The organism is Bradyrhizobium sp. LCT2, from assembly GCF_009931255.1.
GTDB classification, from domain to species: Bacteria; Pseudomonadota; Alphaproteobacteria; order Rhizobiales; family Xanthobacteraceae; genus Bradyrhizobium; species Bradyrhizobium diazoefficiens.
In genome coordinates, this window is record NZ_CP034431.1 from 114271 (window position 1) to 127850 (window position 13580).

At 61.3% G+C, this 13580-nt stretch carries 11 protein-coding genes and 1 pseudogene; 4 read left to right on the forward strand and 8 right to left on the reverse strand.

What is annotated here, in order from left to right:
- Positions 1–87: 87 nt before the first annotated feature.
- The 4 genes from EI171_RS00425 to EI171_RS00440 form a co-directional block, all read right to left on the reverse strand.
- The gene (locus tag EI171_RS00425; RefSeq protein WP_161532274.1) at positions 88–1008 is read right to left on the reverse strand and encodes an SWIM zinc finger family protein; all 921 of its coding nucleotides are present in this window, start codon (positions 1006–1008) and stop codon (positions 88–90) included.
- Positions 1005–3710 carry a DEAD/DEAH box helicase gene (locus tag EI171_RS00430; RefSeq protein WP_161532275.1) on the reverse strand — a complete coding sequence of 902 codons (2706 nt, stop codon included), beginning with the start codon at positions 3708–3710 and terminating at the stop codon, positions 1005–1007. The genes EI171_RS00425 and EI171_RS00430 overlap by 4 nt, the downstream gene beginning before the upstream one ends.
- 87 nt (positions 3711–3797) lie before the next feature.
- A complete protein-coding gene (locus EI171_RS00435) occupies positions 3798–4175 on the reverse strand; it encodes a hypothetical protein (RefSeq protein WP_161532276.1) in 378 nt (125 codons plus the stop codon).
- A 9-nt stretch (positions 4176–4184) separates the two neighbouring features.
- Positions 4185–6386 (reverse strand): ATP-dependent RecD-like DNA helicase, encoded by a 2202-nt coding sequence (locus EI171_RS00440; protein ID WP_060913170.1) that lies wholly within the window; start codon positions 6384–6386, stop codon positions 4185–4187.
- Positions 6387–8125: 1739 nt separating this feature from the next.
- Here EI171_RS00440 and EI171_RS00445 point away from each other — a divergent pair.
- A complete protein-coding gene (locus tag EI171_RS00445; RefSeq protein WP_161532277.1) occupies positions 8126–8479 on the forward strand; it encodes a hypothetical protein in 354 nt (117 codons plus the stop codon).
- A 435-nt stretch (positions 8480–8914) separates the two neighbouring features.
- Here the strand turns inward: EI171_RS00445 and EI171_RS00450 are convergent, their stop codons facing one another.
- Positions 8915–9601 carry an SMC-Scp complex subunit ScpB gene (locus EI171_RS00450; protein WP_161532278.1) on the reverse strand — a complete coding sequence of 229 codons (687 nt, stop codon included), beginning with the start codon at positions 9599–9601 and terminating at the stop codon, positions 8915–8917.
- Between the two features lie 17 nt (positions 9602–9618).
- The gene (locus EI171_RS00455; RefSeq protein WP_246740220.1) at positions 9619–10653 is read right to left on the reverse strand and encodes a DUF1403 family protein; all 1035 of its coding nucleotides are present in this window, start codon (positions 10651–10653) and stop codon (positions 9619–9621) included.
- A gap of 29 nt (positions 10654–10682) precedes the next feature.
- On the opposite strand from EI171_RS00455, the gene EI171_RS00460 reads away from it, so the two are divergent.
- From EI171_RS00460 to EI171_RS00470, 3 genes are all read left to right on the forward strand, one after another.
- Positions 10683–11828, forward strand: a complete 1146-nt coding sequence (locus tag EI171_RS00460) for a tyrosine-type recombinase/integrase (protein WP_161532279.1) — start codon at positions 10683–10685, stop codon at positions 11826–11828.
- Between the two features lie 143 nt (positions 11829–11971).
- Positions 11972–12238, forward strand: a complete 267-nt coding sequence (locus tag EI171_RS00465) for a type II toxin-antitoxin system VapB family antitoxin (protein ID WP_161532280.1) — start codon at positions 11972–11974, stop codon at positions 12236–12238.
- A complete protein-coding gene (locus EI171_RS00470; RefSeq protein ID WP_161532281.1) occupies positions 12238–12660 on the forward strand; it encodes a type II toxin-antitoxin system VapC family toxin in 423 nt (140 codons plus the stop codon). Before EI171_RS00465 ends, EI171_RS00470 begins: the two co-directional genes overlap by 1 nt.
- A 212-nt stretch (positions 12661–12872) precedes the next feature.
- Here the strand turns inward: EI171_RS00470 and EI171_RS00475 are convergent.
- Together EI171_RS00475 and EI171_RS00480 are read right to left on the reverse strand one after the other, a co-directional pair.
- Positions 12873–13318, reverse strand: a pseudogene (locus tag EI171_RS00475) (plasmid maintenance toxin (PemK-like)).
- The gene (locus tag EI171_RS00480; protein ID WP_371740228.1) at positions 13305–13448 is read right to left on the reverse strand and encodes a hypothetical protein; all 144 of its coding nucleotides are present in this window, start codon (positions 13446–13448) and stop codon (positions 13305–13307) included. The pseudogene EI171_RS00475 and the gene EI171_RS00480 overlap by 14 nt, the downstream one beginning before the upstream one ends.
- Positions 13449–13580 lie beyond the last annotated feature (132 nt).

Consider the following 13580-nt stretch of genomic DNA (forward strand, 5'->3'; position numbering starts at 1 on the left):
CTCCCCCTTCAGGCCGCAGCCATGCGCTCCCTACCGCGGTAGCGGTTTAGTGCAGCATTCATTCCGGCAACGTCGGCCCGACATAGTTCAACAGCGATCGGGACATCCCCGAGTGCGCCGTTTCCTGGCACTTGCTCGGGTTGTCTTTTTCATTCCCGAACTGGCCCGAGTCGCACGATGTAAGGCGACATCTGTCTTCGCTGCTCGTTTGGTCTTTCTGGCAGATATCTTGCCTTTTTGCGCCTTGGACTGTTGGGGTCTCTTTGAGACTGTAAAGGCAGGATTTGGGGTATGGGGAGTTTCGGCCATCTCCAGCCCGAATAGAGCGGCGACATCGCCTTCATCAAGCACCTTCGCCGCGCCTGGCGCCGTTGTTAGCGGAGAATCCTGTCCAGCGCTGGCGAGCATTTCAGTTTCATCCACATCACGCAGCACAAAAAGAAGCTGAGGCTTTTCATCTAGCCGGGCACCGACACCATACAGTGCTGCCGCAACGTGCTTGCACATGTCCGCCCAGTCCGGACAGCTGCAGGACAGCTTGATTTCCGTCGGCGACGGAAACAGGCCGTCACCCTCTCGACAGACCCGGTCCATCACGCCTTTCGCCAAGCGGCCCTGCAGGAGCTCAACTAGCGAATCGACGGTCCCGGCGCAGTCCCGACAGATGGATTTCCAGCGTGCCCGCGTAACCGGTGCAATGACAATCTTGATTTGGTAGAGCTCAGACCCGGCTACCATTGCCGAGATCTCGCCCTTGGCAATTTGCAGGTCGATAACGGAGCCGTTTCGAACATAGGTCCGGCCGCGCGGCAAGCGGTTCTCATAGTCGCTGTAGCGTTCAAGGTTGACGCACCAAGATCTGCCCCAGAAGCTCTTGGTAATTGTGCGGCCCTCGATCCTCACGGGCGCAACCGATCGTCCCTGCTTCTTGAGCTTGGCCAACTTGCGTTCTGCCTGTCGCCGCTTCTCAGCTACTGGCACGTAAGCATGCCACCCGTAGTAGCTCATTCATCCCCTTCCTTCATCGCCGCGCCCAAATCGAGAGTCACGAGTCTAAGCAACTCCTCATCTTTCATCTCAGTCAACAGGATGTCAGCTCCGCCGCTAAGAAAATCCCCAGCCAATTGTTTCTTCGACTCAATCATATGGTCGATCTTTTCCTCCACGGTGCCGCGACAAACGAACTTGTGCACAAGCACGTTCTTGGTCTGTCCGATCCGGAAGGCACGGTCGGTGGCTTGGTTTTCGACAGCCGGATTCCACCACCTGTCGAAATGAATGACATGCGAGGCCGCTGTGAGATTGAGCCCGGTGCCGCCTGCTTTGACCGAGAGCACAAAGAACGGGACGTCTTCGTCTTCCTGAAATTGGCGCACCAGGTCCTTGCGCTTCTTAACCTCTGTCTCACCATGCAGGACGAGGCCGGGCCTTCCGAATACGGAGCCCAGGAACGCCACTAGTGGCACCGTTGTCTCCTTGAACTGGGTGAAGATAAGTGCCTTCTCCTGCCGGGCGGCAACCACTTCCGCGATGTCGCGCAGACGCACAAGCTTACCGCTATCCTCCTCATTCCACGCACCGTCGCCGAGCCACTGTGATGGATGGTTGCAGATCTGCTTCAAACGCATGAGAAAAGCTAGGACGATGCCTCTCCGCTTTATTCCATCGACCTCTTCGAGATGGCCGGCCAGTTCCGCCACTGCTTGCTGATAAAGCGCCGCCTGCTTGCGGCTCAAGGGGCAGAAGGTTTTCACCTCGGACTTGTCGGGCAGGTCGGCAATGATGCTCTTGTCGGTCTTCAGCCGTCGCAGGATATAGGGGCGCACCAGTTCGCGGAGCGGACCGTAAGGGTTATGTGGCCGGTCGGCGAGGCGTTTGACGAATGCCGAAAATTCCTTCGACGATCCCAACAGGCCAGGATTGATGAAGTCGAAGATCGACCATAGGTCGCCGAGCCGATTCTCGATGGGCGTGCCGGTCAACGCAATGCGCATTTCTGCCCTGAGCCTCTTGACCGATTTTGTCTGCTTAGCGCCCGGGTTCTTGATGGCCTGTGCTTCATCGAGCACCACAAACCGCCATGATGTAGTTTCTAGCCAAGGCGTACGCGTCAGAAAGCCGTAGCTCGTGATTACGAGATCGACATCTGCGCATCTGTCCGCACTGTAAGTGTTCAGTTTCTCGGACGGCGCAGCCGATGGATGGACCACGACTGTTTTCAAGCTTGGCGCAAATCGGGAAATCTCGGCGGCCCAATTGGCTAACAACGAGGCGGGGGCTACGAGCAGGCACGGTTTCCGTGCCATGTCCTCATTCTTGATCACCAGCAGCAGCGACAACACCTGGATGGTTTTGCCGAGCCCCATATCGTCGGCAAGGCAAGCCCCAAGCTTGAGCTGCGTTAGCAGATATAGCCATTGCACACCCGACTGCTGATAGGGTCGCAGCGTACCCTGAAAATATTGACCGGGGTCGACCCGCATGAGCCAATCGGGATGGCGCAAGGTCGCCAGCGTCTCCGCCAGCCAGGGGCCGGCAACGGTCTGGCTCCAATCGATGTCGGCTGGTGCGGCAGTTTTATCTCCGGCAATGCCAGCCCCAGCCAGCAGACGCATCGCCTCACCGAACGAAAGACCCTCGGCGGCGGCGCGGCGCTCGATGGCCTCAAATTGCTCGAGTGTGCGATGCAGTCGTTCATGATCGACCTCGACCCACTTGCCACGGATTAAGGTCAATCCATCGGAATGCGCCAGGAGTCGCTTGATCTCGGCCTTCGAGAGGCTTTCGCCCTCGAGCGTCACCTCCATTCGGAAGTCGAGCAGCGCGTCCATCCCCAGCTGTGATGGCGCATTGCCCCCGACCGTTGCTTTCACTTGCGGGCGTGCGGGGTGGTTCATGCGCCAACTCGCCGGCATTCGCACGACCACCCCGGCGCTTTCGATTGCGGGAACATCCTTCAGGAATTGCAGCGCCTGTTGTGGGCTCCAGCGCAGCGGATGAAAGATATCGCCGGCATTGACCATCGTCTTCAACCAAGGGCAACTCTCGGCGGCGCGCTGGACGGGCATCAGCAGCGAGAGCAGGCGTTGGCGGTTCCTCGCACCGGCATACTCCTGCAAGGCTTTGCCGAGCGGCAGATGCTGGGCCTTGGCCTCAGCCGAGAGTCGGGTCGTGTAGGTCGCAAGAAACGCGAACGGGGCTTCTTCGTCCTTCCGGTTCTCCGCGAGGTTGAAATGAACGCGCCCAACCAAATTCCAAGCCGGATGACGGCTCTTGAGGAACTCCTGCAGGGAGAGCTTGGCTTGCACCAACTCGGCATCAAAGGCCGCATCCATACCTTGCCAAAGATTGGCCAGGACAGACGTCGTCAGGTATTCCGCGCCGGTCATCGGCGGAACAGCCGCTGCCATCGTGTCCAACTCGCCATCGGCGGGGATCGGCACAGGCGGCTTGGTACGGCCGTCTCCAACACAAGGAAGCGCGCACAGCGCAGTCATGTAGCGCATTCCAAGCGCTCGCCAATACGACAACACCGGTGGGAGAACCGTCGCGACTTCGTCGGCGCCGAGCCACAACAATCCGTGCCCTGAGCCACGTAAAAATGCTTTCTCCAGCCGCAAGCCCTGATTGGGCTCCAACGCAGGAGCTTGCGCCGTTTGTCGCAGTGTCAGCAAACCATGCGGGGTAAGAACGGGTTCCAGCGTCATCATGACGGTGAGACCTTATGATCCCACCGGAAATGTCCGCGATTTTGGGGGTGAGCCGCGCGCCACATCGAGATGTAATTCGCCATTCTGTCACGAAGTACCGAGCATGGGCGCGGTCAGCAACTCCTTGACCCGCATGAACTGCTGAACGCACTCCGCGACTGCGGCCGGACTCTCCGGCAGAAGATCATCCTCCTCCAAAACATCGACATTCCTTTCGTTTTGCGAACGCTCGATTTGCGCCAACTGTGCGCCGATCTCATCCGGCGCGAACATGCGTCTCACCTCGGAAACAAACCGCGGCAGTTCCCGCGCGAAGTCGGGATGGCTGGAGGCAGTACTGGTAAAACTCATCAACTTCTCACCGACAAGGTAGTCGAAGGCCGCCGTGAGCCCGAATCGCGCCTTGATCGTTTGAGCCGCTTCGCACTGTTCGATCCAAATCTTATGCGCTTTGCCCGCATTCATAGTCGGCCCTCATCTTGTCGGCATCGATGCTATTCTTGACGCCAGCCACTCGTTCAATTTCGACCACCTTCGCCGCCCGGAAACGTTGCGAACCGCGATGGCAACGGCTTTCTTCTGACCGACCAGCACGACCAGCTTCTTGCCCCGGGTGACGCCGGTATAGAGCAGGTTTCGTTGCAGCATGGTGTAGTGCTGCGTCATCACCGGGATCACTACGGCAGGGTATTCCGAACCCTGGCTCTTATGGATAGTTGCTGCGTAAGCCGGCACCAGCGTGTCGAGCTCGCCAAACTCATAAATGACCGAGCGGCCGTCGAAGCTTGCGGTGAGTTCGCTGTCTTCGGAACTGACATCGTCGATATAACCGATGTCACCGTTATAGACCTCCTTGTCGTAATCGTTTTCGATCTGCATCACTTTGTCGCCGGACGCGAACGTCCAACCGAAGCGTTCAACCTTGCGCTCGCCGGCGGGGTTCAGAGCCGCCTGCAGTTCAATGTTTAGCGAGCGCGCACCGACGCCGCCCCGGTTCATTGGACACAGAACCTGAATGTCCCGAATTGGGTCGAGGCCGAAACGATTGGGGATCCGTGTCTTCACCAACTCGATGATACGCTGTACGGCGGTTTCTGGATCGCCCGCTTGCACGAAGTAGAAATCGCTATCCGTGCCGGGCGGGCTGAGATCGGGGATGGCCCCCTGATTGATGCGATGTGCGCTGATAATGATGCGGCTTTGCGCGGCCTGCCGGAACACCTCGGTGAGACGCACCACCGGCACAGCACCGGATGAGATGACGTCGGCCAGCACTTGGCCTGGCCCAACCGAAGGAAGCTGGTCGATGTCGCCGACGATCAAAAGGGCAGATCTGTCTGGCACGGCCTTGATGAGTGACTGCATCAGCACGACGTCTACCATTGAGGCTTCGTCGACAACAAGCAGGTCGCAGTCGAGCGGATTGTCTTCGCCGCGCTTGAAGCCGCCGCCCTTGGGGTCAACCTCCAGCAGCCGGTGGATCGTCCTGGCCTCAAAACCGGTCGCTTCGGTCATGCGCTTGGCGGCGCGGCCGGTCGGCGCGCATAGCAGGAGCCTCACGCCCTTTGCTGCGAGAATGCGGAGAATACCTTTGACGATGGTGGTCTTGCCGACACCAGGACCGCCGGTCATGACCAACGCTTTGGACATCAATGCGAGCCGGATCGCAGCGACCTGGCTTTCGGCAAGGGTAAGCCCGATCCGTTGCTCGACCCAAGGCAGTGCCTTGTCTGGATTGATCCAGGGCCAGGGCAGTGTGCCATTCGCAAGCCGGATCAGTCGCTCGGCAATCGAACGCTCCGCCCGATGCAGGCCCGCCAGAAATACGCATGACGTTTCGCCTACGCTGTCCGCGATGACTGTGCCTGCTGTCCGTTCGAGATCAAGCGCAATGCGCACCAGTTCCACCGGGACCTCAAGCAGCTTCTCGGCAAGCGGCACCAGTTCATCCGTCGGCAAACCGCAGTGCCCTTCGTCCATCGCCTCGGTCAGCCCATAGGAGATCCCGGCCCGAACCCGAATCATTGCGGTCTTTTCGATGCCGAGTTTCATCGCGATCGCGTCGGCAGTCTTGAAGCCGATGCCGCGAATGTCACGCGCGAGGCGGTAGGGGTTCTCGGTCATAACCTGTACGGCGTCCGCGCCATAGGTCTTATAGATGCGCACCGCCCGCGCTGTGCCGACGCCATTGCTGTGCAGGAAGACCATGATTTCGCGAACGATCTTCTGTTCAGCCCAGGCGGCCGTGATCCGGTTGGCCCGAACCGGGCCGATGCCCGTTACCTCGCGCAGGCGTTCGGGCTCCGCCTCGATGGTATCGAACACTTTCTCACCGAAGGCGCGCACCAGCTTCTTGGCATAGACTGGCCCGATGCCGCGGATCATTCCGGAGCCGAGGTATTTCTCGATGCCGTCGAGTGATGTCGGTTCCGAGGTCTTTAAGAACTTCGCCCTGTACTGTTGGCCATGGGTGCGGTCATTGACCCATTCGCCCGATGCGGTAATCCACTCGCCAGCGGAGATCACCGCGGCGTGCCCGACTACAGTGACCAGTTCGCGGTGGCCGCGCGCCTTGATCCGCAAAACGCAGTAGCCATTCCCGTCGTTGTGGTATGTGACGCGCTCAACAAGGCCAGCAAGAACTTCCCGGCTTGATGGTTTCGGCTGCGGTTTCATGCGGATCGTCGCATCATCTGTTCCGTCGCCGAGAGCACCATTTGCGGACAGCTCTCTTCCCCGAACCCAATTTGCTCAGTTGGATCGTCGTTGGCAAGCCACCACGGTGGTCAACCCCCTTCGGAGCCCACCGAGTTGGCATGCATAGCGTGACTGCATGGCCGATCAATGGGCGTCCGGCGATATGTGTCGGTAGCCGCCGTGCGGTGCAAGAATCGAACTGTAAAGGAGACCAGCCAGTCGTGATTTCGCTTTGCGGTTACCGCCGGCCGCGGCAACCTTGGTCTCGACCAGCAGCCGATCAATCGTGGCTGCGCTGACGCCGAGCACCAGTGCTCGATCGGCCTGGTCCTAGCTTGAGCCGGCCATGCCGCTCCAGCGAAGGCAGCAACGTCGGAATCATTACCCTGAGCCGCTTGCCGCAGATCCGATCCGAGGCCTCCCATAGCGCCACCAGTGTGAATCTGCGTGGGGTCCGGAGGCCGATCGGCGTCCAAGTGCTTGATTGACTTCGCGCGTGCGGGGTCAATGTTCAGCGTCGATTCACAATCGCCCCCCGGGCAATTACGGGTGCCGCAACGAGCGCCTTGCAGTTGCGCTGCGGAAGAAGCAAAAGGAGGCAATCTTAGCATCGGCTTTTTCAATGGCGTTACAAAAGCAAAAGATCACCAAAGACCAGCTTCATGAATTGATCCTAGACCGGTTTGGACTGACCAACTTCTTTCAGGTCAGCGAGGACAGGCAGCTCGGGTTTCGCACAACTGTGGTAGCGGCGCCGGAGGATCTCTGTGAGTTACATTCTCGGCTCGAACGTATTTGCAGTGAGTTGCGGCCAAGATTTGAGTTAGAGTAAGTCACGACCTCAGGCGGGATCTTCGAGGGGCTTTCGGCTGATTGGCGTTGGTCGAAGTATCTATATCTGGGCTCCGGTGTGTGTGTGTGCGCGTAAGTTCACAGAAGCATCGCAGACCGGGTGCTCCATATTCTTCGCGAATATTATTGCGGTCGTTCATATTGGTGACGGAGTTTACGGTGAATTACATGGCACCGATACAGGCTAGGTTCCTCGTACGAAGAGGAAGCGTCGACTGGATGGTTTATGATCGGGATCGCAAGGGGGCGGCCCAACTGAAGGATTACAGCTTGGCTGAGAAGCTGACGAAGGAACAAGCCGAGCAGATTAAGCAGCGGCTGGAGACGGCTTGACCGACGTTTGCAACGACTACCGGTGCTCGCACAACGTCCAGATGGACGCGGCGAGATGGCCGGACGAGATGCGGCTATCCGGTCTCCAGCCGCGGTTCACTTGCACAGTCTGAGGCAAGCGCAGCTCAATCATTCGTTCGGTCGATGAGCCGCCAAGGATGGGCACGCGCGGCTGACGGGGGCTACCCTGCCCAAGTTTGGCCGACATGGCCCACATGCTGGTACGAGCCATCTAAGGGGCTATCCGTTGACCTTGGCGGTGTCGTCCGGCAACGTCGTCGCCAAGGCTCTCACGCGCACATTCGGTCAATGGGTGCGAAGTGGTGGCGGTCGGAGTGTGCAGGCTAGCTGAAGCATCATTCCAACGGGCCGCGCCAAACTCGCGAGCGTTTGTAATCTTACAAATGTCACAGCCGCTGGCTAGAAACGTATCGACTGATCAGCACGGGCTCTTTCAATTGGCCATATTGCGATGGCGGCGAGCGAAGAGCACGCTTGCGGAATCCGGGGCGGCGGCTCGCAAAGGAGTACAGATGTTCAAGAGACAGGTGTCGGGCCGCCAGCTTAAGTGCGCAACCAAGCGACGTCGAGCGAAGCCGAAGCGAACAGCGCGTCGTCAACTTGACGGAGCGTTCAACTTTGCAACGCGCGTATTGTCAGATTTCGACCCAACCACGGGAGTCAAGGGTGAAATACGGGACCGTATGGTCAGGACGGCGGAAGGGCGCTTCTATTTGATCGAAGGTCCAGACATCAAGCCGGGTGCTGGTGAAGTCGTAACGCCTTATAGGCTCGAAGATGTCTTTGCGTGGTTGCAGGATTGTCCGGAGCAAATCGAGCGGACAGTGATCGTCGGCAACGCCAATTGCAATCTTTTAGAGCGCTGAGTTCTGCTTTGGGCGACAAAGGCGCGGGGCGTCAGACGACGCCCTGCGCATTACCGAGTTCCCGAGGGTTTCGTCAGCTTTCCGAAAGCTTGCCCGAACAACAAGCTGTTGCAATGAGAATCAGTTACGACAATGCCCCCTCCGACGGGCAGAGTCCGGCCAGCAGCGCGATGCGCTGACCGGGGCTGCCATGCTGCTTACGGTCGCTTTAGCTGCTCAAGGACCAGCCTCTTTCGCTGCTGACGAGAGGGAGTGAGCCAGTCAGGCGCCCCCCGAGCGCGGCCCCAAGGACAACCCCACCGGGAAAATATCTCGTCAATGCATGTAAGCAGCGCCGGCTCGCGTAGTTGCTGCGCATGAAGCGCAAGGAGATCACAGAAAACGAGGCGACTGCTCGTCGGTCAGTGCATTGTCGGAGACTGCCTCGGCAGCGATTCAAGTCACATGATCGTCTTCGTCTCGGTCCGCCTCGAGTTGGTCGGCCTCGTCCGACGCCGGCACAGGAAACTCCCCCGCCAGCATTTTGTCCTTGCCGAGCAGGCCGGCGTCCTCCAGCGCTTCCATGTCCGGAAGATCGCGCAGCGTCTCCAGGCCGAAGTGCGACAGGAACGCCTTCGTCGTCACATAGGTGTAGGGCGCGCCGGGCTGGGGGCTGCGCGGCCCGGCAGCGATGAACTCCAGTCCGCGCAGACGGGCGATGGTATCGCGGCTGACCTCTTTGCCGAAGAAGGATGACAATTCGCTGCGATTGATTGGCTGGTAATAGGCGATGCAGGCGAGGATCAGCGCCTCGGTCTGCGATAAAGCCTTGTCGTCGCCGGCAGCGCCGATCGCAGCCCGGATCGCCTCGGCGAAGTTTTTCCGGGTCCGGTGCTGCCAGCCGCCGGCGACGGATACGAGCTCGTAAGGTCGGCCGCGCAGCTCATCAGAGATGTCGTCGATCAGAAAATCGATGCTACAGTCGCGGCCGACAACGCGCGCCAGAACTTCGCGCGTCACCGGCGCGGGCGAGGCGAAGATCACGGCCTCGACCCGGCCCATCCATTCGCGCCAACGCAGCTCCGGCGGCAGCTCGGCCAGCTCGATGTCGAGATCCTCTTTTGGCCGCGCGCGCCGCCCCAAATCACCCTCCCAAAATGTCAGAGCCCATACAGTCGGAAGGTGGGGCGGCCGGTCAGCTCGCGCACCGCGCCGAGCGAGACGAGCCGCTCGAATAGCCGCCGTGTGCTGCGGTCACTCGCGGTCCTGCCGGCGCCGGCCGCCTGGGCGTCCTCCATCAGCAGGATCGCCACCATCATGTCGGCATCCTTGGCCCGCAACTTCGGCGCGGAGGCAAGTAGCCGATGGGCGCGCCGCACGAGGTCGGCGTAGAGATCGACGGCAGCAGCAGCGGCGCGCGCAAAGGCCAGCGCGCAAGTCCTCGCCCAGGTCTCGTCGGGGCCGCCGGCCTTGCCGGCCGCGCGCAGCTCGGCGCGGCGCAGCTGGCCGGCGAGCAGCGGCACCGCCATCGGCCATTTCAAGCGATGGGCGAGCACAATGTCTGCGAGCCACAAGGCGAGCGGTTCGCTGTCGGGGACGACGCGCAGGCTTATCGCCGCGATCTCGGCAGCGGCCGCGACGGCGCTTCTCTGTCCTGCCGCCAATTTCGCCGCGGCGGTGACGACGTCCTCAAGCGCTTCATTGAAGCGCAGCTCGAACAGCGAGGACAAGGTAAGCATCCAGTCCGTCGGGGCCATGGCGGCCTGCTCGCCGAGATACCGCCAGGCCTTGAGGATGCGTCCGCCCGGCCCCGGGTCGTTGGTCTCGCGGCGCAGATACCAGGCGTCACGCAACGCCGCTTCGTCCTCGGTGCGACCACCCTGGCGAGCGAGGACGGCGGCGTTGGCGAGCGCCAGGCGTTGGCGCCAGAGCTGACCGAGGGGGTGCTCGCTGCGGGCGATCGGGTGGACCGCGGCAAGCGCGCCGCCGGCAAAAAACGTCGCATCGTCAACCGGTTGGGCGGACGAGCCCTGCCGCGCCCAGCTAGGCACAGGCGGGACGGTCGGCGGGGACTCGGGGATGATTCGCGCGTGAGAGAGCATGGCTAAGGGTAACAAACGACGGCGCTTGTGACCATTTATTTCGATAAAACCGCCGCGCCCGTCGGTGGATAACAACGACCGATAATGTTGCATTATCGTTCGTTTTATCCATTATATAGAGCATGCCCGTTGTCAGCGCCCAGAACCCGGAAAATCATGCTCCAGAGAGCTCTCGACCGCGTGAGAGCCCGGCGGCAGGCGTCGATCTTTCGGCGGGGGAGACGCCGGACGACAGCCGCGCCGCCCTCCCCGCCCCTGTTCCGGCAGTACAATCCGGCCTGCCGGCGCATCTCGAACGGCTCGCCGATCGGGCCCGCGAGTATGTCGACGCGGCGAGTTCGGCCAACACGCGCCGGGCCTACACCTCCGACTGGAAGCACTTCTCCGGCTGGTGCCGGCGCCAGGGCCTTGAGGTGCTTCCGCCCTCCCCGCAGACGGTCGGGCTTTACATCACCGCCTGCGCTTCGGGCGCCGCGACGGCCGATCGCCAGGCGAATTCGGTCGCGACGATCGAGCGTCGGCTCTCGGCCCTGACCTGGAACTATGCCCAGCGCGGCACGCCGCTCGACCGCGCGGACCGGCATATCGCGACCGTCCTCGCGGGCATCCGCAACACCCATGGCGCCCCGCCCCGGCAGAAGGAGGCCGTGCTGCCGGAGGACGTCATCGCCATGCTCGAGACGCTCGATCGCGGCACCCTGCGGGGCTTGCGGGACCGCGCGATGCTGCTGCTCGGCTTTGCAGGTGGCCTGCGCCGCTCCGAGATCGTCGGCCTCGACGTCCATCGCGACGACACCGAGGACGGCCAAGGCTGGGTCGAGATCCTCGACAAGGGCATGATCGTCACCCTGCGCGGCAAAACCGGCTGGCGCGAGATCGAGATCGGCCGCGGCTCGTCCGACGCGACCTGCCCGCTCGTTGCCTTGCAGACCTGGCTGAAGCTCGCGCGGATCGGCCATGGACCGATCTTCCGCCGGGTAACCGGCCAAGGCAAAGACGTCGGACCGGATCGCCTGAACGATCAACAGGTCGCCCGGCTGGTCAAACGCGCCGCGCTGGCCGCCGGGGTGCGCGCCGATCTGACCGAAGGCGAACGGGTCGAGAAATTCGCCGGGCATTCGCTGCGCGCCGGCCTCGCCTCCTCGGCCGAAGTGGACGAGCGCTATGTCCAGAAGCAGCTCGGGCACGCCAGCGCTGAGCAGACCCGCCGCTATCAGCGGCGTCGCGACCGCTTCCGGGTGAATCTCACCAAGGCCGCGGGCCTTTGACCGCCGAATACCGGCCTCGCTCGCACCACCGCGCACGGTCCGCTTTCCTCCAGACGGATAGACCGGACCTGACTGGCGCACATGCGGCAATTACCATGGATATCCCAATATGGATATGATAGATATCCACAAGGAGATATCTCATGCCCCTGTTCATTCGTGACGATCAGGTCGACGACCTCGCCAGCCGGCTCCAGGCCATGACAGGCTCGCGGACCAAAACAGAAGCCGTGCGTCTCGCGCTCGAGCACGAGATCAAGCGCCAAACTGAGAATATGCTGCCGAGCCAACGAATCGGCAATGCTCTCGCGATCGTCGCTGGCATTCGGGCCAACGCTGCGGAGCGCGGCCTCGCTGGCACGGACGATTTCGACATGAAGGCCTTCACCGACGAGATGTGGGGCGTCTGATGTTCCTCGATGCCTCGGCCATTGTCGCTATTCTCGGCGGCGAGCCGGATGGACCCGAGCTCGCCGGCCGCTTGAACGGCTCGAAAACGGGCTTCTTCGTCTCACCCCTCGTATTGTTCGAGTCGGCCGCGTCGCTTGCCGCGAAGCTCGCCCGCGAAACCGGCTTACCACGCGACGCCGCCCTCCTCGCCAAGGCGGAAACCGCGGTGCGGGAATTCGTCATCGGGCTCGGTGCACAGGAAATTTCCGTCTCGTCGGATATCGGTCGCAAAGCCCTCGAAGCGGCGCAGACCTATAGCCGCCTGGTCGATCATCCCGCGCAGCTCAATTTCGGGGACTGCTTCGCCTATGCCTGCGCCAAGGCTTACCGAATCCCGCTCCTCTACAAGGGTAACGACTTCGCGCAGACCGATCTCCGATAGCGCTGTTTGCGGAAAGAGGCGGGTGCGTTCGGGCTTGGAACGATCAAAACTTAAACTGTGTGGGGACGCCGCTCTTCCCGGATGAGGGCTTCAAGGTCAACGTCGGGGTCGCGACCGCTTCCGGGTGAATCTCACCAAGGCCTATGAGCGCCGAAACAGCCCCATACCTCCTCCAGACGGAATGGCCCGGAACTGTAACCGGCTGATGGTGCTCACGTCGTGCGCGGCACGCTTTGGTGGGGCGTGCTGGTCTCGACCTCACGGCGGGCGATCGCCACGAAGCGCCGCTTGACCTCAGTAAACAGCTTTGGCGGCAGCGCGCCGTAATAGCCGCTATCGCTGTCGATTGGCCGAAGGTCCGGGCCCGGCCAAGTAAAGCGATTGCTCTCGATCAACACGATCCAGGAGCGCTCATCATCGAGCCGGAGCCGCGCCTTCACCGCAGGCGGAATCTCGATCGCATCGGCCGGATTCGCTGGAGGGGTGTGGGTAATCGGCAGCACTCGGACGATGGACGTGCCCGCTTCGTCAGTCGCGACGATCGCCAGCACGAGGCAGGGCCGATCCTTGTCGCCCTCCTCGCGCCCTTCACGGTGCTGCCAGTCCCACAGATACGCGTACGAAAAATCCAGCCGATCCGAATCTCAGTCGGCAGCATGTTTTGCGTCGAGTTCAGCGTTGAGGTGCTCGGAACCCGGTGCCATCTCCGAGGCTTCGACCGCGGCGATGTCCGCCTTGCTCAGATCAACGGTGCGCTGAACACGGCGCTCGCGCTTCGACAGCCGCACGAAATCCTCTATCCTCCTAATTTCCGCAGTATACGGAAATCCCGGTAATCCCGCAAGCCCCGGAGTTCCACGACGAGCTCTGGTCCGCCAGCCTGATGTTGGGCATTGGCAAACAGAACTCCGACAAGCTGT